Annotated in this window: 21 protein-coding genes; 8 read left to right on the top strand and 13 right to left on the bottom strand. The window is 61.6% G+C overall.

The features are described from left to right. Positions 1-72: 72 nt before the first annotated feature. From QMG56_RS09830 to QMG56_RS09820, 3 genes are all read right to left on the bottom strand, one after another. Positions 73-507, bottom strand: coding sequence for a DUF983 domain-containing protein (locus tag QMG56_RS09830; protein ID WP_281822375.1), 435 nt, complete (start codon positions 505-507; stop codon positions 73-75). Between the two features lie 171 nt (positions 508-678). Further along, a complete protein-coding gene (locus QMG56_RS09825) occupies positions 679-1,479 on the bottom strand; it encodes a crotonase/enoyl-CoA hydratase family protein (RefSeq protein ID WP_281822374.1) in 801 nt (266 codons plus the stop codon). 6 nt (positions 1,480-1,485) lie between these two features. After that, positions 1,486-1,686: a hypothetical protein gene (locus tag QMG56_RS09820; RefSeq protein ID WP_230186380.1), complete on the bottom strand. Its 201-nt coding sequence runs from the start codon at positions 1,684-1,686 to the stop codon at positions 1,486-1,488. Positions 1,687-1,742: 56 nt separating this feature from the next. On the opposite strand from QMG56_RS09820, the gene QMG56_RS09815 reads away from it, so the two are divergent. Next, complete coding sequence (locus QMG56_RS09815) at positions 1,743-2,693, top strand: glutaminase (protein WP_281822373.1); 951 nt, start codon at positions 1,743-1,745, stop codon at positions 2,691-2,693. On the opposite strand, the gene QMG56_RS09810 is transcribed toward QMG56_RS09815, so the two are convergent. From QMG56_RS09810 to QMG56_RS09795, 4 genes are all read right to left on the bottom strand, one after another. Then, on the bottom strand, positions 2,690-3,040 hold the full coding sequence (locus QMG56_RS09810) for a PilZ domain-containing protein (RefSeq protein WP_230186378.1): 351 nt from the start codon (positions 3,038-3,040) through the stop codon (positions 2,690-2,692). The genes QMG56_RS09815 and QMG56_RS09810 overlap by 4 nt on opposite strands. A gap of 18 nt (positions 3,041-3,058) precedes the next feature. Continuing rightward, on the bottom strand, positions 3,059-4,732 hold the full coding sequence (locus tag QMG56_RS09805; RefSeq protein ID WP_281822372.1) for a hypothetical protein: 1,674 nt from the start codon (positions 4,730-4,732) through the stop codon (positions 3,059-3,061). Between the two features lie 31 nt (positions 4,733-4,763). Beyond that, positions 4,764-5,486, bottom strand: a complete 723-nt coding sequence (locus QMG56_RS09800; RefSeq protein WP_281822371.1) for a hypothetical protein — start codon at positions 5,484-5,486, stop codon at positions 4,764-4,766. 100 nt (positions 5,487-5,586) lie between these two features. Next, positions 5,587-7,797: an ATP-binding cassette domain-containing protein gene (locus tag QMG56_RS09795; protein WP_281822369.1), complete on the bottom strand. Its 2,211-nt coding sequence runs from the start codon at positions 7,795-7,797 to the stop codon at positions 5,587-5,589. Between the two features lie 180 nt (positions 7,798-7,977). Here QMG56_RS09795 and QMG56_RS09790 point away from each other — a divergent pair, with 180 nt between their 5' ends. Continuing rightward, positions 7,978-9,345: an HlyD family type I secretion periplasmic adaptor subunit gene (locus tag QMG56_RS09790; RefSeq protein ID WP_281822368.1), complete on the top strand. Its 1,368-nt coding sequence runs from the start codon at positions 7,978-7,980 to the stop codon at positions 9,343-9,345. Here the strand turns inward: QMG56_RS09790 and QMG56_RS09785 are convergent, their stop codons facing one another. Next, positions 9,346-10,206, bottom strand: coding sequence for a D-amino-acid transaminase (locus QMG56_RS09785; protein WP_281822367.1), 861 nt, complete (start codon positions 10,204-10,206; stop codon positions 9,346-9,348). It abuts the gene before it with no gap. Between the two features lie 115 nt (positions 10,207-10,321). On the opposite strand from QMG56_RS09785, the gene QMG56_RS09780 reads away from it, so the two are divergent. Beyond that, positions 10,322-11,983, top strand: coding sequence for a M28 family metallopeptidase (locus QMG56_RS09780; RefSeq protein ID WP_281822365.1), 1,662 nt, complete (start codon positions 10,322-10,324; stop codon positions 11,981-11,983). A gap of 4 nt (positions 11,984-11,987) precedes the next feature. Here QMG56_RS09780 and QMG56_RS09775 read toward each other — a convergent pair whose 3' ends face one another. Both QMG56_RS09775 and acnA read right to left on the bottom strand, forming a co-directional pair. Then, entirely contained in the window at positions 11,988-12,140 is a 153-nt protein-coding gene (locus QMG56_RS09775) for a hypothetical protein (RefSeq protein WP_281822364.1), read from the bottom strand. A 235-nt stretch (positions 12,141-12,375) separates the two neighbouring features. Next, complete coding sequence (acnA, locus tag QMG56_RS09770) at positions 12,376-15,051, bottom strand: aconitate hydratase AcnA (RefSeq protein WP_281822363.1); 2,676 nt, start codon at positions 15,049-15,051, stop codon at positions 12,376-12,378. Positions 15,052-15,674: 623 nt separating this feature from the next. Between acnA and QMG56_RS09765 the strand changes: the two genes are divergently transcribed. Then, a complete protein-coding gene (locus QMG56_RS09765; RefSeq protein WP_230186370.1) occupies positions 15,675-15,851 on the top strand; it encodes a hypothetical protein in 177 nt (58 codons plus the stop codon). A 5-nt stretch (positions 15,852-15,856) separates the two neighbouring features. Here QMG56_RS09765 and QMG56_RS09760 read toward each other — a convergent pair whose 3' ends face one another. Beyond that, the gene (locus tag QMG56_RS09760) at positions 15,857-16,468 is read right to left on the bottom strand and encodes a TlpA disulfide reductase family protein (RefSeq protein ID WP_281822362.1); all 612 of its coding nucleotides are present in this window, start codon (positions 16,466-16,468) and stop codon (positions 15,857-15,859) included. A 28-nt stretch (positions 16,469-16,496) separates the two neighbouring features. Here QMG56_RS09760 and argH point away from each other — a divergent pair, with 28 nt between their 5' ends. Genes argH through QMG56_RS09740 form a run of 4 tightly spaced genes read left to right on the top strand, consistent with a single transcriptional unit; the run spans position 16,497 to position 20,166 of the window. Next, on the top strand, positions 16,497-17,870 hold the full coding sequence (argH, locus tag QMG56_RS09755; protein WP_281822361.1) for an argininosuccinate lyase: 1,374 nt from the start codon (positions 16,497-16,499) through the stop codon (positions 17,868-17,870). Further along, positions 17,867-18,115: a hypothetical protein gene (locus QMG56_RS09750; protein WP_230186368.1), complete on the top strand. Its 249-nt coding sequence runs from the start codon at positions 17,867-17,869 to the stop codon at positions 18,113-18,115. The genes argH and QMG56_RS09750 overlap by 4 nt, the downstream gene beginning before the upstream one ends. A 9-nt stretch (positions 18,116-18,124) precedes the next feature. Continuing rightward, the gene (lysA, locus tag QMG56_RS09745; protein WP_281822360.1) at positions 18,125-19,387 is read left to right on the top strand and encodes a diaminopimelate decarboxylase; all 1,263 of its coding nucleotides are present in this window, start codon (positions 18,125-18,127) and stop codon (positions 19,385-19,387) included. Between the two features lie 5 nt (positions 19,388-19,392). Continuing rightward, positions 19,393-20,166 carry a bifunctional precorrin-2 dehydrogenase/sirohydrochlorin ferrochelatase gene (locus QMG56_RS09740; protein WP_281822358.1) on the top strand — a complete coding sequence of 258 codons (774 nt, stop codon included), beginning with the start codon at positions 19,393-19,395 and terminating at the stop codon, positions 20,164-20,166. On the opposite strand, the gene QMG56_RS09735 is transcribed toward QMG56_RS09740, so the two are convergent. Both QMG56_RS09735 and QMG56_RS09730 read right to left on the bottom strand, forming a co-directional pair. Beyond that, positions 20,163-20,786 carry a response regulator transcription factor gene (locus QMG56_RS09735; RefSeq protein WP_281822357.1) on the bottom strand — a complete coding sequence of 208 codons (624 nt, stop codon included), beginning with the start codon at positions 20,784-20,786 and terminating at the stop codon, positions 20,163-20,165. The genes QMG56_RS09740 and QMG56_RS09735 overlap by 4 nt on opposite strands. 69 nt (positions 20,787-20,855) lie before the next feature. Beyond that, positions 20,856-21,290 (bottom strand): thioesterase family protein, encoded by a 435-nt coding sequence (locus QMG56_RS09730; RefSeq protein WP_230186365.1) that lies wholly within the window; start codon positions 21,288-21,290, stop codon positions 20,856-20,858. Positions 21,291-21,312: the final 22 nt, after the last annotated feature.

The following is a 21,312-nucleotide window of genomic DNA, read 5'->3' as shown; positions in this document are numbered from 1 at the left end:
CCTGCGAATGTGGGGCGGCGGCTTTCTCATCCTATCTGCCGAACGGCGTTCGGCAGATAGGAGGCAACGATCCTAGTCTTTTTGCCGGTGAAGCTCATCCCACAATTTCGTGGTGCCGGCTTCCTGCGCTTTGTTCGTATACTGAGCCGCTATCAACCACCCCTTGATCGGACGCAGGGGAAGGATCGTCGTCAGTATCAAAACGGGCACACCCGTCAGAAAATGCACCCACCATGGCGGTTGGGCCATAATTTGCAGCATTATGATAAAAATTACACCGGGAATGCAGGCGAACAACTGCACGAAAACGGCCGGGCCGTCCGCTGGATCGGCAAAAGCATAATTCAGCCCGCAGACTTCACACTCGTCCCTGACGGTCAGAAAACCGTCGAATATATGACCTTTTCCGCAACGAGGGCACAAGCCACGAATCCCTGTGTACACGGGCGAGAGTGGTGCCCAATGCTCTGGTGCAGTCCCATCGATACGTTCATCAAAACCATCCATCCAGTGCCTCCAGAAAGGCAGATGGTTCTTCGGTCCCCGTCACGCAACTGGACGTATTGTCCAACCTGCCCCTTCAAGTGGCGGTGTTCGGTAAAATTCCGAGTCAATGACTTGGCTTCACCTGACCTTCTGCAGCCTCACGATGTCCAGCCTTCACACATGGCGTCTCTGCTAATCACGATACACCGGCGGTCGCTTTTCCATAGCCGCGGTTAGCGCCTCGCGGTGATTGTCCGATGCCATCAGCGCAGTCTGCTCGCGCGATTCGGCCATCAGAATCGTCGCTGCATTGGTTTCCCACGGCAGATCGAGCAGACGCTTGGCCGCGCGGATCGCATCCGGGCTGGACGACGCGATGCTCCGCGCCATTTCCATCGCCACCGCCAGCGGATCGTCGGCGACATGGCTGACAAGCCCCAGCGCCGCCGCTTCGGCTGCCTTCACGCGCTTGCCGGTGAACACGATCTCCCGCGCGACATCGCTGCGCACCAACCCGCGCAGCAATGCGATGCCGCCCATGTCGGGTGCGATGCCCCAGCGGATTTCCATCATTGCGCACTCCATGTCGGGCGCCGCGACCCGGATATCCGCGCCCAACATCACCTGAAAGCCCGCGCCAAAGGCAAAGCCATGCACCGCAGCGATGACCGGCACCGGCAATGTCCGCAGCCCCCAACCGCATTGCTGGAACAGGTTCGCGTCTCCATGCGTGCGCGGCATCAAGTCGCGCAGATCCGAAGACTCTGCCAGCGCCGCCAGATCGACCCCCACGCTGAACGCGCGGCCCTCGCCCGAAATCACGACGCAGCGAATGTCGCGCCGCCCTGCTATCTCGTCGATCCGCCCGGCCAGCGCCTTGAACTGCACATCGTCAAACGCATTCATCTTGTCCGGTCGGTTGAGCCGAACATGCGCAACGCCATCGGCGACGTTCAGCAGGACGCGACCCTGCAAATCTGCTTGCGATACCATGTCGGTCTATTCCTCGATCAGATCCAGATAAGCGACCACGTCGTTGCTGGTTTGCAGAAACAAACCCATCTGCACGTCCTCGCTCTGCGTTGCGGCCAGGGCGAGCGCCTCGGCAAGCGTACCATACAGCAGCGTCGCCGCCGCGCCGCCGTCGGCATCGTCAAGATGATAGAGCCTAACGGCCACATCGCTGGAAATCGTACGCATCCCGGCATAATGCGGATGATGTCGCCAACAGGCAAGCGGCACGCGGGGAAACGGGCATGACGAGCTGGCTGGGAACGATCGTTGCCGAGATCGCACGGGAAATGGCCGATGCGTCGGATCGCGGGACTGTGGCCGATTATATCCCGCCGCTTGCCAAGGTTCCGTCCAGCCGATTCGGTATCGCTGTGGTGGAGGCGGACGGCACCTGCCACGCTGCGGGCGACGCGGACATGCCCTTTTCGATACAGAGCGTATCGAAGGTTTTCGGCCTGACCCTCGCACTCGGCATGGTCGGCGATGCGCTGTGGAAGCGCGTCGGACGCGAGCCGTCGGGCAGCGCCTTCAACTCCATCGTTCAGTTGGAGACCGAATTGGGCATCCCGCGCAACCCTTTCATCAACGCCGGGGCCATCGTCGTGTCCGATATTCTGCTGGGGCGTAACGAACCGCGCGAAACAATCGGCGAGATTTTGCGCTTCGTGCGTGGGCTAGCCGGGGACGAGAGCATCGGCATCGATGAGGAAGTCGCCCGCGCCGAACAGGATACCGGCTTTCGCAACATGGCGCTGGCGCAATATATGCGCGCATTCGACAACATCCATCATCCGGTCGAACGAACGCTGGGAATCTATTTTCATCAGTGCGCGCTGGCGATGAGCTGTCGGCAACTGGCTCTGGCGGGCCGTTATCTGATGTGCGGCGGCACCAATCCGGAGACTGGGCGCACGATTGTCTCACGGCAACGGGCGCGACGCATCAATGCGCTGATGATGACCTGCGGCCATTACGATGGATCGGGGGAGTTCGCCTTCCGCGTCGGTCTGCCGGGCAAATCCGGGGTCGGCGGCGGAATATTGGCGATTGCGCCCGGTATCGCTTCCGTTGCGGTATGGTCGCCCGGCCTCAATGCGCGCGGCAATTCGCAACTGGGTACGCTGGCGCTGGAACGCCTAGTGCAGCGTACGGGATGGTCAGTGTTCGATCCCGCGCCGCCGGTAGACGCCTAGGCCAGCGCAGGCTCTTCCGCGGTCATGCCCACAACTCGGGCCAGATCGGCGTCATCGATTGGCTCGTCGAATCGCAAGCCAAAGCCTTTGGGACTGGTGCTGACAATGCGGCCGAAGACTTCCAGATTCCCAATCGTCAAGCAGATCGGCACATCGCGCCGGTCCATCAGATAGGCTAGACGCGGGCGGAACATGGCCCCGCCGCTGGAAATATCCGTAACACGCCCTTCGAATGTGACCATACGATCGATAACGATCAGGGAGCCGTCAAGTGTGCACTCATAGCGTGCAGCGGCGCGGCTGAAGGTTTTCTTGGGACCGAAGAGGCGACGCAGTGAAATAGTCATGATGCGATGCTTTCCTGTTCAACCGGCTTTGCTGTCGGGCGTGCGATAGGCGACGTCGTCGGTTTGCGATATATCCTCGCCAACCGATTGCTGTTCCTGCGCGATGTTCATGCGACGCCGCAGCATTTCCATTTCCAGGCGTGCCCCTTGCAGACCACTGGACAGATCGGGACCTTCGCCCGCCACGCCTTCGCCTTCCAGCACGTTCAGACGGTCGAGCAATGCCGTCAGACGTGCCTGATTGCGGTCATTCTGCGCGATCATGTCGGCGAGGATCCCATGATCGCTGCGGCGCCCCGCCTCGATCTTCCCGATGGACTGACCCAGAGTTTTCTCGATCGAGCGCGCAAAGCTGCGCTGGCTCAACATCACGTCGCGCACTTCGGCGCGCAGTTTCTTCCGCTCGCGCCGTGCGGACAGCATCGGATTTCCAGCGAACAACGAACTGAACCAGCGCCTCGGCGCAGCGCTCGTGACAGGCATGGGCGCCGCGGACAACGGCGCATCGGTACTGTAATCGAGCAATTCGGATTGCAGCGCCACCATCCGGTCGAGCTGCGCGTGAAGCTGCGGCCCGTCCAGCGCACCTTGTCGGTCGATACCGGCATTCATGCCATCCAGCATCTGCCTAATCGTTGCGCGGTCGCGCTCGGCCATGTCGAACAGACCCTGAAACTGGCCGACCATCATAGTTTGATTACGCGCCAATTCGGCCACGACATCGGCAATGGGTTGGAGCAGCGGCGTCGGATCGGACACCTTCTGCACCGACTGAGACAGCGTCGTAACGGCGTTTGCCATATGCGCAATCGACTGCTGCGCATCGGCATTGATGTTCGCGCCACCGGCGACTGCCTCCCGCAAGTCGCGCAATTGTTTGCTGCCCACTTCAAGAGCGCGCACGACGCCGCTCATGTCGGCGCCAGCGCCCGAGTGGCTCTCACCTTGCGCGTTTTCAAGCGCTGCAAGGTTCGACAACCAATGTTCGAATTCGTTGCGCAGCGTCTTCATCGCGCTGGTCATGAAGCGTTCCAGCGCACCCAGAACCATCGACGTCATAAGGCCGAAGAGCGAAGAGGAGAAGCCGACGGACATACCGTTCAGCGGCGCCTTCATACCTTCGATCAGCTTGCCGAAGCTGTCGCCACCGGCATTGCCGGACACGTCCATCCCGCCGATCAGATCGCCCACCGAATGCACGGTCTTCATCAGACCCATGAACGCGCCGAGCAGGCCCAGGAAGACCATCAGGCCGGAGAAGTATATGAGCGTCGACTTGCGATCGTTGATGCGCTGGTCGACATCGTGTAACAGTACCTGGACGGTGGCATTGGAAATCTGGAACCCGTCCTTCTTGCCCAGCTCTTCGGTAATCAGCCGATAGCCTTGCCCGAGCAATTCGGGTTCCTGAAACACGATCGCAGGATGGCGATAGGGATCGAGCGGGCGGCGTGATCGGTCGCCATAGTCGACTTTCAGCGCCTTGAGCGCCTGCACTTCGTTCTGCAGGTTCAGCACATGGCGGAACGCAATGCCCGCCGCGAGGCCGAACACTGCGAAGATCGACAGGTTCAGCGCGACTTTGGCCTTGATGCCGGCAATCACGAATTCGTGCGCGTACACGCCAAGGCCAAGCAGAACCAGCATGACCATGGTCATTTTCAGCAGTTCGGATCGGATTTTCTGTTCCATCGTCACATATACTTTCGCTGATAGTGCCCCGTCAGGGTTTCAGAACGACACGGACGTTGTGGCCATCCTTGGAGGCCGGGTCCGATACGCGGATCTGGGTGTAGATATCGGCAGGCTTGATCCCCGCGCGAACCAGCAGGTTGCGCGTCATCGCGGCCCGGTAATAGGCAAGGCGCTGCGCTTCGGTGATCGAGGAGTTCTGCGGCGCAAAGGACCAGATTTCATATTTCATGCCCGGGGCCTGACGGGTCTGGAGGAAGTCGAGCACCTGCTTGGACGTTTCGTCATTGTAACGCACTGCCATCGGCTCGAACGATACCTTCAACAGAACATCGGCAGTCTTGACTTCGACGCCCTTGGAATCGTCGGGTTGCTCCATGGCCTTGACCTGGATCTTCAGCGTGTCGGCGGTTTCCCGCGTCCGGATGGTCAAGGCTTCGCTACCGTTGATAGGCTTGTCAGTGCGCAATATGTCGCCCAGCTCGGCATTGGAGCTTCCGGCTTCTGCCGTAACCTGCTGCGTGGCTGTCTGGCTTTTTGCGCCTTTGCCATTGGCTCCGGCGGGATCGTCCTGCGCGCTTTTCTGCTTCGCTTCGATCTGCGCCTTGAAATTCTGAAGGGTACGCTGGGACAGAACCATCACCGCTGCGCTCATGATGACGAGCAGGAACGTGACGACCATGATAACGGTCGTCAGGACGTCGACAAACGCCGGCCAGTGATTGACTTCGCCTTCTGCTGAAGCACCCGCCACGAATATTCCCCACATATTGGCCGCATGGCTGCACGCGGACCGGTTTCAAGAGCGATTGGTAGACAATTAACCTTAATAAACCCTCACCAGCATTCGCCGGCTATGCGGCCCGGCTGGCGGCTTGCTGATTGCGCATCATCATGAGGATTTCCGCGCGCGGGCGGTCGGCAAAGATCTTGCCGTCCTCCAGCCAGATCACGCGGTCCACCAGATCGAGCAACGCCATGCGATGCGTGGCGATCACTAGCGTCCGGTCCTTCGCGACGTCGCGCAATCCTTCCATCACTGCTTGTTCGCTGTTGATGTCCATCGCGGCCGTAGGCTCATCGAGCAGCAAGATCGGCGGATCGCGCAGCAAGGCGCGGGCCAAAATCACCGATTGGCGCTGTCCACCCGACAGCTTGACGCCATTGGGACCGACATTGCGGCCATAGCCTTCCACGCTACGGCTGACGAACCGGTCGAGGCCCGATGCGGCAATAGCACGTTCGACGATATCGGCTTCCGGCTCGGGCAAGCCCAGCAGGATATTGCCCCAGATCGACGTGTTGAACAGCGTCGCGTCCTGCGCCGAATAGGAAATGCTCTGCCGCAGATGGCTAACGGCATATTGATCGATAGCGTTGCCGTCGATGGTGATCGCACCGCCCTGCGGCTGATGCAGACCAGCCAGCAACTGCAGCAGCGACGACTTGCCCGACCCGGAGCGTCCGATCAGCGCGATCTTCTCCCCCGGCTTGATCGTCAGGGTGATGTCCTTCAGGCTCGGCGTGGCCGCTTCGCTATAGGAAAAGACGATGTTCTGCAGGCGGATGTCACCCTTGATCGCGCGCGTCTTGACGGCGGGATCGGATGTCTCACGCTCCGGCTCGGCACCCAGAATCTTTGAAAGCGCAGCGAACTGCGACAGGCTCTGATAGCCTTTCGATACGATGGAGATGGCAGCGGACACCGGGACCATTGCCCGGCCCGTAAGCATCGTGATCGCGACGAGCGCACCGGTCGTCATGATCCCGGCCTTGATCTGAAACACGCCGATGATGACGACCATCACGGTCACGACCTGCACAAGCAGCCCTGCCATAGAAGTCGGCAAGTCGTTCCACTTGCGCGCGACTTTCGAACTGATGCCAATATGGTCGGACACGATGTCCCATTGGCGCAGAAAATGCCGTTCGGCCTGATTCGCCTTGATCGTCGTCAGCCCTTCGGTCACGTCGACGACCAGGTTGCTGCGCGCGTGCATCAACTTGGAAGACCGGCGGCTCGACAGTTTGAGAGCATAGGCTGCCGTAATCCCGACGAGTACCATGGCTCCAGCGCCGACAATCGGCCCCGCAACCGCCCAGCCACCGATTAAGCCGATGAGCGCAACATAGCCGAAGAAGAACGGCACATCGACGCAGAAGGTCACGATTGCCTGCGGAACTAGGAGTGAAAGCCCCTCGACATCGCGCAGTGCCGTCATCAATCCCCCTACACTGTTGTCGGCATGGCCGATTCGCGCGTGGAGATAGGACGCCATCGCCCGGTTCTGGATCGCTTGCCCGACACGCACCCCGACGGCATCGATGTAGCCGCCCCGGACATGCTTGAAGACAAATTCGAACACGAGGACGAGGGCAACACCCGCCGACAGAGCCCAAAGCGATTCGATCGCCAGATTGGGCACGACGCGATCATACACAGCGCGCATATATAGCGGGATCGCCAGTGCGCACAGGTTGAGCAACACCGCTGCAAGGAGCAACTGCCCCAGCCGCTTGCGTTCGCTGAGGAACGTACCGACCAGCCACAGCCGCGGGTTGCGCCGCACGAAGGTCCGTTCGTCGTCCAAGTCAAGCCCATTGGCCGGATCGACATGACCGCACACCAACACATCCTCGCTCGCCACTTCTTCAAGGACCGGCATAGGCACCAGCTTTTCGCCGGTCGCATCGATAATCGTACCATGCGGATCGTCACCTAGGCCGATGAGCAAAACCGACCCGCCGTCGCGCAACTGCAGCACGATAGGCAGATCTTGCGACGTAAGACTACGCAGGGGGCGGATCTCCCACCGCGCATCCAGTCCGGCGCGCGCCATCGCGATGGGGGCGAGTCGCGGGTCCATGAAACCATTGGGTAGGGGGAGCGCAGCGATCAGCATGTCGCGCGGTGTCGGCTTTCCGCAGAGAGCACTTAGCCGCTCCAGGCAAGTCACCAGCGAAGCAGGTTCGATCGATCCGTTCCAGTTGCGCGCCGCTATAGAAGCGTGTCGCGCCCGCTCGGAACGCGAATCGGGCGACGCGCCCAATCCTATGGCCGCCATCAATCGCCCCACGAGGCTAACGCCGCTTTGATCGTTTGAAGCATGCATTTTAGTACGGTCCCCACGTCTGTCGTGGGATCATTAAACATTCTTAAGGATAATGAGTGGTAAACGCCGCTGAGATTTTTCGGGGACCACGACATGAACTTCAGTGCGATAAGGGATCGAATCATCCGGTCGATGGGTGGCGCCAGCCTTTACGAAGGTGTGAGCAGCCGCGAACTTGCCGCCGCTTTCGCAGGCGATGTAAAGGTAGCCAACGCACCGATCGACGGCATTGCACCGTGGAGCGCGCGCATCCGCACCGACCGCCAGACGCGCGTGCTCAAGGTTCTGACCGTCCTCGTCGTCGCGTTCCTTGCCTGGGCGATCTTCTTTCAGGTGGACAAGGTTACCCGCGGCGCGGGCCGGGTGCTCCCCTCCGTCCAGAATCAGGTCGTGCAACATCTGGAAGGCGGCATCGTCACCGATCTGCTGGTCAGCGAAGGTCAGCGCGTCCGCAAGGGCCAGATACTGATGCGCGTCAGCAATCAGTTCACCACCGCCGATTTCGAAAATGCGCGCACAGACGTCGTCGCCAAGCGAATTGCCCTCGCGCGCATGGACGCCGAAGTCAGCGGCGCATCCAACTTCACCGTTCCGGCCGATCTGGCGAAGGCCGCGCCGGATATCGCCGCATCGGAAGAAGCGCTCTTCTATTCCAGTCGCAATCAGCGGGGCCAAGAAACCGGCATCATTGCCGAACAATCGCGCGCCCGCCGGGCGGAGATCGCCGGTCTGCAATCGCGGCTCAAGAACCTGCGCAGCGAACAGACGTTGATGATGACCCAGCTCGGCAAGCTGGAACGGGCCTATGAAGCGGAAGCCATTTCGGAGCGCGAAGTCCTGGAAAAGCGCTCGCTCCTTCTCGCACTCCAGACACGGATCGCCGACGTTGAAAGCCAGATTCCGCAGGCGATGGCGCAACTGAGCGAAACCTCTGCCCGTCGCGGTGAAGTGTGGACCAAATCGGTGCAGGAAACCAAAGTCGAAGCGGCCAAGCTTCGCATGGAACTGGCCAAGGCCGATGAGACGCTGGGCGCCTATACCGACAAGGAATCGCGCGAAGAGATCCGCGCACCGATGGCGGGCATCGTCAACAAACTCTATGTGCAGACCGTCGGCGGCGTCATTCGCGGCGGCGAACCCATTGTGGAAATCGTCCCGGTCGACAAGGTCGTGATGGTCGAAGCTCGCATCGCGCCCAAGGATCGTGGCCAAGTATGGTCCGGCCTGCCCGCCAACATCAAGATTTCGGCCTATGATTCGGCCATCTACGGCGGTCTGGAAGGCAAGGTCGTGGATGTATCGCCCGACGTCATTCAGGATACGAAGGGTGAAGTCTTCTATCGCGTCCGCCTGCGCGCCGACACGACGCAATTTGGCGCAGGGAAACCCGTCATCCCCGGCATGACCGCCGAAGTGAACATCAAATCGGGTCGCCAGAGCATCATGGACTATATTCTGGGCCCGCTCATTCGCATCCGCGACAGCGCGCTGCGGGAGTAGCTATAGGGCTGTCCGGCGCGCGAATTCGACATAGAGTTCGCGCAGCCGCATGGCGACCGGACCCGGTGCGCCATTGCCCACCGCCTGCCCGTCCACCTGAACCACCGGCATGACGAAGGTCGAGGCGCTCGTGTGAAAGGCTTCCTGCGCCATGTGAATCTCGGCGACGGTAAAGCTGCGCCGCTCTAGAGCTATGCCTGTTTCCTGCGCCAGCGCAGCCACCGCTGCGCCGGTGCACCCCGGCAGAACAGCGTGCGAATTGGGCCGTGTCACCAGCACATTATCCTGCGTCAGGATGAACGCAGTGGCCGATGCGCCTTCGGTCACTTCGCCGCTATCATCGACCATCCATGCGTCATCGCACCCTGCCACCTGCGCCTCTCGCTTCGCCAGCACCTGCGCCAGCAGGGCAACGCTCTTGATATCCCGACGCACCCAGCGCAGGTCGGGAACGGTCTTCACTGCGATCCCCCGGCGCGCGGCTGGAGACTCCACGATGGCCTTATGCGTCGCAAACATCACCAAGGTCGGCGTGAGATCAGGCGGCGAGAGAAAATCGCGCCCTGCATCGGTGCCGCGCGTAATCTGAAGATAGACGAGTCCCTCGGTCATGCCATTGCGCGTCACCAGTTCCCGCTGCGCATCTTCGACAGCGTCGAGCGACAGCGGCAACGTCAGATCGATTTCCCCGCACGACCGCGCCAGCCGCGCCAGATGCGCCGCGCTGTCCACCAGCTTGCCGTCCAGCACCGCCGCCACTTCATAAATGCCATCCGCAAACAGAAAGCCGCGATCCAGTATAGACACTTTGGCGTCGGCAAGCGGCAGGAAGCCGCCATTGAGATAAGCGATGGCAGTCACGATAGTCTTTCATGCTGGGGAAGCGACACAGATAAGCCGACACATAGCAATCCATGCGGCAGGCGGAAGAGGAAACGCCCTTCCCCTGCCCGCCTCACTTGCTAAGGTGCCGCACATGTTGAAAATTATCCCCGCCATCGCCGCACTGATCCTCGCCACGCCCGCACTTGCGCAAACCGCGCCGTCGCCCATCGATCCCAAACAGATCGAAAGCAGCGTCCGCACGCTTGCTTCGGACCTGTTTGAAGGGCGCGCGCCGGGTTCGGCGGGCGAAGATCGCACCATCGGCTATCTGATCGCGCGCTTTCAGGCGCTGGGGCTGGAACCCGGGGGACCCGATGGCCAATGGACGCAGCCGGTGCCGCTGCTCCACACGAAACTGGGCGCAGCGAAGGCGCTTGGCGTTTCGGTGAAGGGCAAGGCGACGCCCTGGAACGTGGGGAAGGACGTCTATCTCTCCACCCTGCAACCCGCCGACACCGTTGCCGTGGCAAACGCGCCTATGGTGTTCGTAGGCTATGGCGTAAAAGCGCCAGAGCGCGGCTGGGACGATTTCAAGGGCGCGGACCTGAAGGGCAAAGTCGCCGTCTTCCTCGTCAACGATCCCGATTTCGAAGCCATCAAGGGCGACGACGCCTTCGACAAGTTCGGCGGGCGGACCATGACCTATTATGGCCGCTGGACCTACAAGTTCGAGGAAGCGGCGCGACAGGGGGCCATTGGCTCGCTTATCGTCCACGACACACCGGGGGCCGGCTATGGATGGAACGTAGTCGTCAGCCCGCAAGGCGAGAACTACGATCTGGTGCGCGATGCGGACAAGGTGACCAGCCTGCAGCTGCAAGGCTGGATCGAAGGCAGCGCCGCGACGAAGCTGTTTGCCGATACCGGGCTGGACCTGTCGGCTTTACGCAAGGCGGCGCGCAGCAAGACGTTCAAGCCTGTGCCGCTGCCGAGTGCAACTTTCGCCGCGACCTTCCCGGTTACGCGCGAAGTAGTGCAGAGCAAGAATGTGCTGGCGAAGATCCCTGGTACCAAACGTCCCGATGAAATCGTGATGTTCGGCGCGCATTGGGATGCGTACGGCAAGGGACCAGCCGACGCGGAAGGCCGCATCTATCGCGCCGGGGCCAATGACGACGCGCTTGGCATCGCCGGTCTGTTTGAGATTGCGCGTGCTATCAAGTCAGGACCGCCCCCTGCCCGATCGGTGGTGTTCGCCGCATGGACAGCCGAAGAACGGGGGCTGTTAGGATCAGAAAGCTATGCCACGCATCCGGTCTACCCGCCGGAGAAAACGGTTGCGAACCTTGCGCTCGATATCCTGCAGACGGCAGGCACAGCAAAGGACGTGATCCTCGTTGGCGTCGGCCAAGGCACGCTGGAAGACGATCTCGCCACCTTCGCAAAGGCCCAGGGGCGGACGGTGACGCCCGAAAATCTTCCGGAACGTGGCCTGTTCTATCGCGCCGATCACTTTTCGATGGCGAAGCGTGGTGTGCCGGTGCTGCTGATGATGGGTATCGCCGGTGCCGCTGACCTGGCGCAGGGCGGACGCGCCGCTGGGCAGGCGTGGATCGATAGCTATACAGGAAAATGCTATCATCAGGCCTGCGATGCGTGGGACGCGACATGGAATCTGGACGGTGCGGTGCAGGATATCGACCTGATGCTGCGGATCGGCAGCGATCTGGCCAATGGAACGCGCTGGCCGGAGTGGAAACCGGGCAGCGAGTTCAAGGCGATTCGAGACAAGAGCGCGTCAGCCCGGAAATAAACGATCAGGCGTTCATTTCCTCCGGCCACTCCACCATGATCGCCCCATCACCGCTTCTGATTAGGAGCGGAATCGGCATCGAACGTCTTGAATCCGCTAGAGCTTCCGCGATCTTCTCACGCATCATCGCGTCCAGCGCGGCCTCCTCCCGATCCATGGCCGTGAGCCTGCGCGTATGACTTCGCTGATCGATGCATGGCGACCGATCAACAAGTGCCTCCACCCGTTCGGCCAACGGACCTCAGATGACGGTACTGGCCTGGATGCCCGACTGGGCATGACTAATCTGCGCGATATGACAATGTCATATAGTTGCGCGGCGCAACTCATGCAGCGGAAAAGGCCTCCGTCCGGGGGGACGAAGGCCTTTTGCAAACCGTCTGACCGGTGCCTTATGCTGCCAGCTTGCGCAGCACGTAGGGCAGGATGCCACCGTTCAGGAAGTAATCCAGTTCGTTCACGGTATCGATGCGGCACAGCGCTTCGAAGGTGAAGGTCGAACCGTCGGCGCGGGTGACCTGCACCGGCACCATCTGGCGTGGCTTGAGGCCCGAGACGCCCGTGATGGTGAAGGTTTCGTCGCCCGTCAGACCCAGCGTTTCGCGGCTCTGGCCTTCGGCGAACTGCAGCGGCAACACGCCCATGCCGACCAGGTTCGAACGGTGAATACGCTCAAAGCTTTCGGTGATGACGACGCGCACGCCCAGCAGATTGGTGCCCTTCGCGGCCCAGTCGCGCGACGATCCGGTGCCATATTCCTTGCCTGCGATCACGACCAGCGGCGTACCGTCGGCCTTGTGGCGCATCGCTGCGTCATAGATCGGCATCGTTTCGCCATTGTAGCGAGTCATGCCGCCTTCGACGCCGTCCAGCATCTGGTTCTTGATGCGGATGTTGGCGAAGGTGCCGCGCATCATCACTTCATGATGGCCACGGCGTGCGCCATAGCTGTTGAAGTCTGCCTGTGCGACCTGATGTTCCTGCAACCAGACACCGGCAGGCGAAGATGCCTTGATGTTGCCGGCGGGCGAGATGTGATCGGTGGTGATCGAATCGCCGAAGATCGCCAGCGGCTTGGCCTCGATGATGTCCGCAACCGGTGCCGGCGTCATGCCCATGCCTTCGAAATAGGGCGGGTTGGCGACATAGGTGGAACCTGCACGCCATGTGTAGGTGTCCGAACCCGTCACGTCGATTGCCTGCCAGCGCGCATCGCCGGTGAAGACCGTCGAGTAGCGGCTGACGAACATTTCGCGGGTCAGCGCGCCGTCCATGACCGAACGGATTTCGTCGTTGCTGGGCCAGATGTCTTTCAGGAACACGTCCTGCCCATCCTTGCCCTGACCGATCGGGGTCGTGACGAAATCGGTCGTGACCGAACCCTTCAGCGCATAAGCCACGACCAGAGGCGGCGAAGCGAGGAAGTTTGCGCGCACATCGGCGGACACGCGGCCTTCGAAGTTGCGGTTACCCGACAGGACCGAGGCAGCGACGATGTCATTGTTGTTGATCGCGGCGCTGATCGCAGGCGCCAGCGGGCCGGAGTTACCGATGCAGGTGGTGCAGCCATAGCCCACGAGGTTGAAGCCAACCGCATCGAGATATTCGGTCAGACCCGCCTTGTTGAGATAATCGGTCACGACCTGCGATCCCGGCGCCAGCGAAGTCTTGACCCAGGGCTTTGGCGTCAGGCCGAATTCGACGGCCTTCTTCGCGACCAGGCCGGCTGCGACAAGAACGGAGGGGTTCGATGTGTTAGTGCAGGAGGTGATGGCGGCGATCACCACGTCACCATCGCCAATGCCATGATCCTTTCCGTCCACATCGACACGCACGGGTGCGCTCTTCTTGTAGACCTTTTCCAGATCGGCGTTGAACACATCGTCGACCTGCGACAGGATGACCTTGTCCTGCGGGCGCTTGGGACCGGCGAGCGACGGCTGGACGGTGCCCATGTCGAGTTCCAGCGTATCGGTGAATACCGGATCGGCGTCTTCGACGTTCAGCCAGAAACCCTGTTCCTTGGCATAGGCTTCGACCAGCGCAATGTTCTCTTCGGTACGACCGGTGAGGCGCATGTAATCCAGTGTCTTGCCGTCGATCGGGAAGAAGCCGCATGTCGCGCCATATTCCGGTGCCATGTTGGCGATGGTTGCGCGGTCGGCCAGCGACAAAGCCGACACGCCCGGGCCGTAAAATTCGACGAAGCGACCGACAACGCCCTTGGCGCGCAGCATCTGCGTCACGGTCAGCACCAGATCGGTGGCGGTGATGCCTTCGGCCAGCGTACCCGTCAGCTTGAAGCCGACGACTTCGGGGATGAGCATCGAGACCGGCTGACCGAGCATCGCCGCTTCCGCTTCGATGCCGCCGACGCCCCAGCCGAGCACGCCCAGGCCGTTGATCATCGTTGTGTGGCTGTCGGTGCCTACGCAGGTGTCGGGATACGCAACCGTCGCGCCCGAAGAATCGACCGAGGACCACACCGCCTGGGCGATGTTCTCAAGGTTCACCTGATGGCAGATGCCGGTGCCGGGGGGCACGACCTTGAAGTTGTCCAGGCTCTTGCTGCCCCATTTCAGGAAGTCGTAGCGTTCTGCGTTACGCTGATATTCCAGTTCGACGTTGTCTTCGAATGCCTTGGGCGTGCCGAATTCATCGACCATGACCGAGTGATCGATGACGAGATGCACGGGGACCAGCGGATTGATCTTGGTCGCGTCGGCACCCAGCGCGTTCATCGCGTCGCGCATGGCGGCCAGATCGACGACGCAGGGAACGCCGGTGAAATCCTGCATCAGCACGCGCGCGGGGCGATACTGGATTTCGCGCTGCGACTTGCCCTTGTCGGCCTGCCAATCGATGATCGCCTGAATGTCCTCGACCGTGACCGTCACGCCATCCTCGAAGCGGAGCAGGTTTTCCAGCAGCACCTTCATGCTGAACGGCAGGCGGGATACGTCGCCCAGCTTGGCAGCCGCTTTCTTCAGGCTGTAAAAGGCAATGTCCTTGCCGCCGACGCTGAGCGTGTCGCGGGTGCTGAGGGTGTCCTGTCCGATGGCTGTCATAGGTCGCGCGTCTCCGTCACAAAGGCTGCTGACCACACGGATGGGGGAGGATGCGACAAGATGCGACCGGGCCGATAGGACGTCAGACGAAGGGCGCCCAGAAACCCTGTCGCACCATACATCAACCGGCGGTCAAAGCGGGTAAATCCCGGTGCGCCTGCGCCATAGCGCATGGCGACACGGAGTCAACGGGCGCAGGGCCAAACACACGAGAAAGCGCAGTCTCGCACGGTCGAAAACGCCCCCGCAGTTTAATATTCGATCGATTTCGTCGCAAGAGGGAAACAACTCGCCGCCCAGGTGTTGGTGTGGATTATGTGTGAAGGGAGGCCCGTCGTGAACATGTTGAGCGCTTCTTCTCCAGAGCGAATGGGTGCCCAGCAAGTGGCGCGACCTATGCCCTTGTATCGCCCTAACATAGCAAATCCCTGCCCCGGATGCGGGAAAAGCCATTGGCTCGTGGGGCGCGTGATGGCTCAATGCGCCTTTTGCGAGACAGCAATGCCGCTGGCGCATGGCTGGCGATTGGAAAGCCTCGCGCCAGACTGAGCCCGAGTACCATTCGATGCGACTGCGTAACGTTCAGCTTTCAGACAGCTATCGCGTCGCAATAGTCATGGCCCATGAGCCTTTCCGCCCTTTTTAGTGTAATCGTTGCCGCACTGCTGGCCAGCCTTTTGCCAGGATCTGGGCAAAAGAACACGGTACAGGACTGCGCCAAAGCATCACCTTCCAAAGATAGGGATCATGGCACGAAGGCTGGTTTGGATGAAGGCGAACGCCATTTCATCCTGATGTAGGTGCCTCAGCCTACAGTTTCGTCCAGCAGCGCCTTGGCTTCCTTGCTCTGCCAATCCATCGCACCGATCACCCGTGCTACTTCCTTCCCCTCGGCATTATAGAGCACACTGGTCGGCAGCAAGCCGGTGGCATAGTGGAACCCGAACTGATTTTCCGGGTCCAACCACGCCTTGAGATGTGTGAATTTGCGCTTGGCAAAGAAGGGATCGACCTGCGCCGCGCCTTGGCTGTCCTGCGATATCGTCAGCACCTGCAACCCCTTGGCCGCATAATTGCCCGCAACGGCGTCCAACGTCGGCATTTCCGCCACGCAAGGTGTGCACCATGTCGCCCACAGATTGACCAGCAAGGGTTTGCCCGCAAAATCCTGCAACGTCGCATCGCCGCCACCGGGCGCCGCGAAGGTGAACTTCGGCGCGGGCGTGCCAGCCTTGCTGCGATCCAGCGTAAATTTGAACGCAGCACTGTCCTCCGCCTTGCCTGTGCTGGGCACTTCGTCGGGCGTTGCAGCCGCCGTGACATTGGCTGACGACGCATTCGCCGCAGCGTCTTGCCCGGAGGGCGGGGATTGCCTATCGCATGCGCCAAGCACGCCGGTCATCAGGAGCAAGGCCATTACGGATCGCAAGGAAGTCTCCAATAGCATGTGGGGCGGGCGTTTTGCCGCCGGCCCGGCTTCAGTCATGCGCGAGATAAACGCCTCCATCCCCTTCGACAAGCGATTGTGGCAACAGGATATCGCCGGATCGAAGGCGCATGTCGCCATGCTGGGGCAACAAGGCATCGTTTCGACCGAGGATGCGGCAACGATCAGCGCCGGTCTGGATCAGGTCGCCGGCGAATATGCGGCGAACGGCGTACCCGTCGATCTCGACCTTGAAGATATTCACATGGTCACCGAATCGCGGCTGGCCGAATTGATCGGGCCGGTTGCCGGACGACTCCACACCGCGCGCTCGCGCAACGATCAGGTCGCGACCGATTTCCGCCTCTGGGTGCGCGACGCCATCGATCAGGTCGAAGCAGGCCTCGCCGCCTTGCAATCCACGTTGCTGACGCGCGCCGAAGACCATACCGATGCGGTGATGCCCGGCTTCACACATTTGCAGTCGGCGCAGCCCGTAACGCTGGGGCACCATCTAATGGCTTATCATGCGATGATCGGCCGGGACCGGTCGCGCTTTGCTGATGCACGGGTGCGGATGAACGAATGTCCGCTGGGTGCAGCGGCGCTGGCAGGCACAGGCTTTCCGATCGATCGTCACGCTACGGCGGCGGCACTCGGCTTCGACCGGCCCACCGGCAACAGCCTCGACAGCGTATCGGATCGCGACTTCGCGCTCGATTATCTGATGGCCGCGACCCAATGCAGCCTTCACCTCTCCCGCCTTGCCGAAGAATTCGTCATCTGGGCAAGCCAGCCCTTCGGCTTCGTCAAACTGCCCGACGCCTATTCCACCGGCAGTTCGATCATGCCGCAAAAGCGCAATCCCGATGCAGCCGAACTGGTGCGCGGCCATGCCGGACGGATCGCAGGCTGCATGACGGCGCTGGTCATCACGATGAAGGGCCTGCCGCTCGCTTATTCCAAGGATATGCAGGACGACAAACCCCCAGTGTTCGAGGCGCACGACCTGCTGGGTCTGTCCATCGCCGCGATGACCGGCATGATCGAAACCGTGACCTTCCGCACCGACCGGATGCGTGGCCTGGCGGAAAGCGGCTATGCGACCGCCACCGATCTGGCCGACTGGCTGGTGCGCGAAGCCAATGTGCCGTTCCGCGAAGCGCATCATATCACCGGTCGCGCCGTCAAACTGGCCGAGGATCGCGGGGTGCAGCTTGCCGATCTGCCGCTCGCGGACCTCCAGGACATCGACGCGCGAATCACCGACGGCCTCTATGCCGTGCTGACGGTCGACGCATCGGTCGCCAGCCGCCGCAGCCATGGCGGCACCGCCCCCGATCAGGTGCGCGCCCGCATTGCCGAAGCCCGCGCCAAGGAGCATGCCGCATGACCCGTAAACTGGCGATCAGCCTCGCTCTGTTGGCGACACTTGCGGCCTGTGGCGGACGCCAGGCGCTCAAGCCCGCAGAGGGCGCGCGGCCAATCCCCACAGCGCTCGGCGCCACTGCCCCGCAAACGGCACAGGAACTGATGACGCCCTCCACGCAGTCCCGCCCCGAACGCAATGCGGAATTATTGACACAATCGAAGGAACGCACTGACGATCCATTCGACTTGCCGCCCAGCGCCCACTAAGCGACGCTCATGGATCATTTCGAATATCGCGACGGCGCCATGCACGTCGAACAGGTGCCGATGGCGGCCATCGCCGATGCCGTCGGCACGCCCGTCTACGTCTATTCCACTGCAACGCTGACGCGCCATGTCGGCGTGTTTCGCGAAGCGCTTGGCGCGCTCGACAATCCGCTCATCGCCTTTGCGGTGAAGGCCAATCCCAATGCAGCGGTGCTGGCCACGCTCGCCAAGCTGGGGCTTGGCGCCGATGTCGTGTCGGGGGGCGAGTTGCTGCGCGCCTTGGCGGCAGGCATCCCGGCGGATCGCGTCGTGTTTTCCGGCGTCGGCAAGACCGAAGAGGAAATGCGACTCGCACTCGAAAAGGGCATTTTCCAGTTCAATCTGGAAAGCGAACCGGAAGCCGAAATGCTCAATGCCGTCGCGGTGGCAATGGGCAAGGTCGCGCGCGTCGCCTATCGCATCAACCCCGATGTCGATGCTGGCACGCATGCCAAGATTTCGACGGGCAAGTCGGAAAACAAGTTCGGCATTCCCTATGATCGCGCCATCGCCGCCTATGATCGCGCTGCGCAGTTGCCGGGCCTGGATGTCCAGGGCGTTGCCGTCCATATCGGCAGCCAGTTGACCGACCTTGCACCTTTGGAAGCGGCTTTCGTGAAAGTCGGCGCGCTCATCGAAGCATTAAGCGACGAAGGCCACGATATCCGCACCGCTGATCTGGGCGGTGGCCTGGGCGTGCCCTACGATCCGGCTTTGCCTGTGCCCCCCAGCCCCGCCGACTATGGCGCGATGGTGACGCGCTTGACGCAGGATTGGGGCGTACGGCTGATGTTCGAGCCGGGGCGCGTCATCGTCGGCAACGCCGGTGCCCTTATTTCGCGCGTGGTGCGGGTGAAGCAGGGCGCGACACAGCCTTTCGTGATCGTCGACGCGGCCATGAACGACCTCCTCCGCCCCAGCCTCTACGACGCATGGCATGATATTCGCGCCGTGAAGCCCAGCGGAAAGTCGACCACCGCCAATGTCGTCGGCCCGGTGTGCGAAAGCGGCGATACTTTCGCGACGAACCGCGCGATGGATCATGTGCAGGCCGGCGATCTCGTCGCCTTCATGACGGCAGGCGCTTATGGCGCGACGATGGCCAACACCTATAACAGCCGCGCGCTCACGCCCGAAGTGCTGGTATCGGGCGACAAATGGGCCATCGTGCGCCCCCGCCCGCCGATCCAGACGCTGATCGACGGCGACATCATCCCCGACTGGGCCAAGTAGGGCCAATGCATAGCCTGCCGCTGTTCGTTCGACTGGCGGATCGGCCTGTAATCCTGCTGGGTGAAGGCGAAGCGGCAGACGCCAAGCGCCGGTTGCTGGAACGGGCAGGCGCGCGGATCGTCGACGAAGACGCGCAAGCGGCGCTCGCCATTGTCGCCATTGACGACGATGCCGATGCGGAAGCCGCCATCGCAAGACTGAAGGCGCGCGGCATATTGGTGAACGCCGTCGATCGGCCCACCCTGTGCGATTTCACTTTGCCCGCCATCGTCGATCGCGATCCGGTGTTGATCGCCGTGGGAACCGGCGGCGCGTCGGCGGGATTGGCCAAAGTGGTAAGGCAGCGGATCGAAGCGTTGCTCCCCGCGACACTCGGCGCATTGGCGCTGGCACTGGAAGCCGCGCGGCCCATGATGAAAGAACGCTGGCCGCTTCCTGCGCAAAGGCGGCGGGCGCTGGACGCTGCCCTCGCCAGCGGTGGGATGCTGGACCCGCTCGCCGTGCAGGATGCCGAAGCAACCGCGCGCTGGCTGGCGTCTGCGGGGGAACCTGTGGCGGATCGGATGATCGCTATCCTGCTGACATCGGGCGATCCCGACGACCTGACGCTTGGCACGGCCAGATTGATGGGTGAAGCGGATCGCATCTACCATGCTGCCAATGTACCGGCGGAGATTCTCACGCGTGCGCGTGCCGATGCACAGCGCATAATGACCGAAATAGCCCCAACCGAACCGGGTCCCGGCCTGTCGCTCTGGCTGGAAATTGCGGCGGGTTAGGCCTGCGCGCGCGCCGCGTTGAGTTGCGCGAGTTGTTCGGTCAACATCTGAATGGATTGCGCAATCCGTGTCCGGTCGGCGGTCAGTTCCTCCAACTGGGTGCGCGCCTCGCCCAGTTCGACGGCGCGGCGGGCGATCCGGGCATCCAGCGTTTCGTTGTGGCGCTTGAGATCCGCGATCCGCTGAGCGCGCGAAACGATGTGACGGATGCGCGCATCCAGCACCTCGAAATCGAAGGGTTTGACGATCTGGTCGTCCGCCCCGGCCTCCAGCGCTTCGACAATGGCGGACGAATCGCTTCGCCCCGTGATCATCAGCGTGCTGGCGCCTACCATCATGCCGGACGCCTGCATCTTGCGCAGCGTGTCCACTCCGGACAACGCCGTCATGCCCATGTCCAGAATGATAAGATCGAACCGCTGGGCATTCAGGAAGGACAATCCGGCAAAGCCATTCTGGGCCAGCACCACGTCATGTCCCATGTGCGAAAGCCGACGCCCGATGACGGACAGCGCCGTGGGATTTTCATCGACCACTAGCAACCGCAGGCGGCGCGACGGGGCCGACGCGGTATCTCGAACATCTGGCGTGATATTCTGGCTGCGGGGAAATCGGAACATGGCGACAATTCCAAGCTTTTGGAACCTGACGTTTAGTCACCCGACTGCAAAGAAATAGTTAACGCCGCATCAACCTTCGCGAAACCGGTTGGCTTCCATTGCGGTACGCAAGGCCCCGTCCACAACCCGCCTGCCGCCTGGACCATGCGTCACCACCACGCAATCGCAAGTCGCAACGCACTCACCGTTCTGGAACGCGGCTGCATATATCGTCCAGCTCGTATTGCCGATCTTTGCAATGGAGCAGCCCACGGTCACTTCGTCAGGGAAGTGTGCTTCCTGCAGATATTCGACATGCACCGATGCGATGAGCCAGCGGACACCCTGATCCTGCGGATGGCGACCCAGATGCCGATGAAAGTGGACGCGTGCCGTCTCGAAAATTCCGGCCATGGCGACATTGTTGACGTGCCCCATGATGTCGAGATCACGAAACCGTGTGGCCATGGTTTTGACGAAGGGATAGCGATCGATTTCGAGGCGCCAGGGGGCGGGCTTTGCCATATCCAGCCTTTCGCGGTCGGGA

The sequence above is a fragment of the Sphingobium sp. BS19 genome (assembly GCF_027925545.1).
GTDB lineage: Bacteria > Pseudomonadota > Alphaproteobacteria > Sphingomonadales > Sphingomonadaceae > Sphingobium.
This window is presented reverse-complemented; position numbering and strand designations above follow the sequence as displayed.

Excerpts from the sequence above, each read along its gene's own strand:
- QMG56_RS09830 (WP_281822375.1), bottom strand. The coding sequence starts at position 507 with ATGGATGGTTTTGATGAACGTATCGATGGGACTGCACCAGAGCATTGG.
- QMG56_RS09825 (WP_281822374.1), bottom strand. The coding sequence starts at position 1,479 with ATGGTATCGCAAGCAGATTTGCAGGGTCGCGTCCTGCTGAACGTCGCC.
- QMG56_RS09820 (WP_230186380.1), bottom strand. The coding sequence starts at position 1,686 with ATGCGTACGATTTCCAGCGATGTGGCCGTTAGGCTCTATCATCTTGAC.
- QMG56_RS09815 (WP_281822373.1), top strand. The coding sequence starts at position 1,743 with ATGACGAGCTGGCTGGGAACGATCGTTGCCGAGATCGCACGGGAAATG.
- QMG56_RS09810 (WP_230186378.1), bottom strand. The coding sequence starts at position 3,040 with ATGACTATTTCACTGCGTCGCCTCTTCGGTCCCAAGAAAACCTTCAGC.
- QMG56_RS09805 (WP_281822372.1), bottom strand. The coding sequence starts at position 4,732 with ATGGAACAGAAAATCCGATCCGAACTGCTGAAAATGACCATGGTCATG.
- QMG56_RS09795 (WP_281822369.1), bottom strand. The coding sequence starts at position 7,797 with ATGGCGGCCATAGGATTGGGCGCGTCGCCCGATTCGCGTTCCGAGCGG.
- QMG56_RS09790 (WP_281822368.1), top strand. The coding sequence starts at position 7,978 with ATGGGTGGCGCCAGCCTTTACGAAGGTGTGAGCAGCCGCGAACTTGCC.
- QMG56_RS09780 (WP_281822365.1), top strand. The coding sequence starts at position 10,322 with ATGTTGAAAATTATCCCCGCCATCGCCGCACTGATCCTCGCCACGCCC.
- QMG56_RS09775 (WP_281822364.1), bottom strand. The coding sequence starts at position 12,140 with ATGGATCGGGAGGAGGCCGCGCTGGACGCGATGATGCGTGAGAAGATC.
- acnA (WP_281822363.1), bottom strand. The coding sequence starts at position 15,051 with ATGACAGCCATCGGACAGGACACCCTCAGCACCCGCGACACGCTCAGC.
- QMG56_RS09765 (WP_230186370.1), top strand. The coding sequence starts at position 15,675 with ATGAGCCTTTCCGCCCTTTTTAGTGTAATCGTTGCCGCACTGCTGGCC.
- QMG56_RS09760 (WP_281822362.1), bottom strand. The coding sequence starts at position 16,468 with ATGGCCTTGCTCCTGATGACCGGCGTGCTTGGCGCATGCGATAGGCAA.
- argH (WP_281822361.1), top strand. The coding sequence starts at position 16,497 with ATGTGGGGCGGGCGTTTTGCCGCCGGCCCGGCTTCAGTCATGCGCGAG.
- QMG56_RS09750 (WP_230186368.1), top strand. The coding sequence starts at position 17,867 with ATGACCCGTAAACTGGCGATCAGCCTCGCTCTGTTGGCGACACTTGCG.
- lysA (WP_281822360.1), top strand. The coding sequence starts at position 18,125 with ATGGATCATTTCGAATATCGCGACGGCGCCATGCACGTCGAACAGGTG.
- QMG56_RS09740 (WP_281822358.1), top strand. The coding sequence starts at position 19,393 with ATGCATAGCCTGCCGCTGTTCGTTCGACTGGCGGATCGGCCTGTAATC.
- QMG56_RS09735 (WP_281822357.1), bottom strand. The coding sequence starts at position 20,786 with ATGTTCCGATTTCCCCGCAGCCAGAATATCACGCCAGATGTTCGAGAT.
- QMG56_RS09730 (WP_230186365.1), bottom strand. The coding sequence starts at position 21,290 with ATGGCAAAGCCCGCCCCCTGGCGCCTCGAAATCGATCGCTATCCCTTC.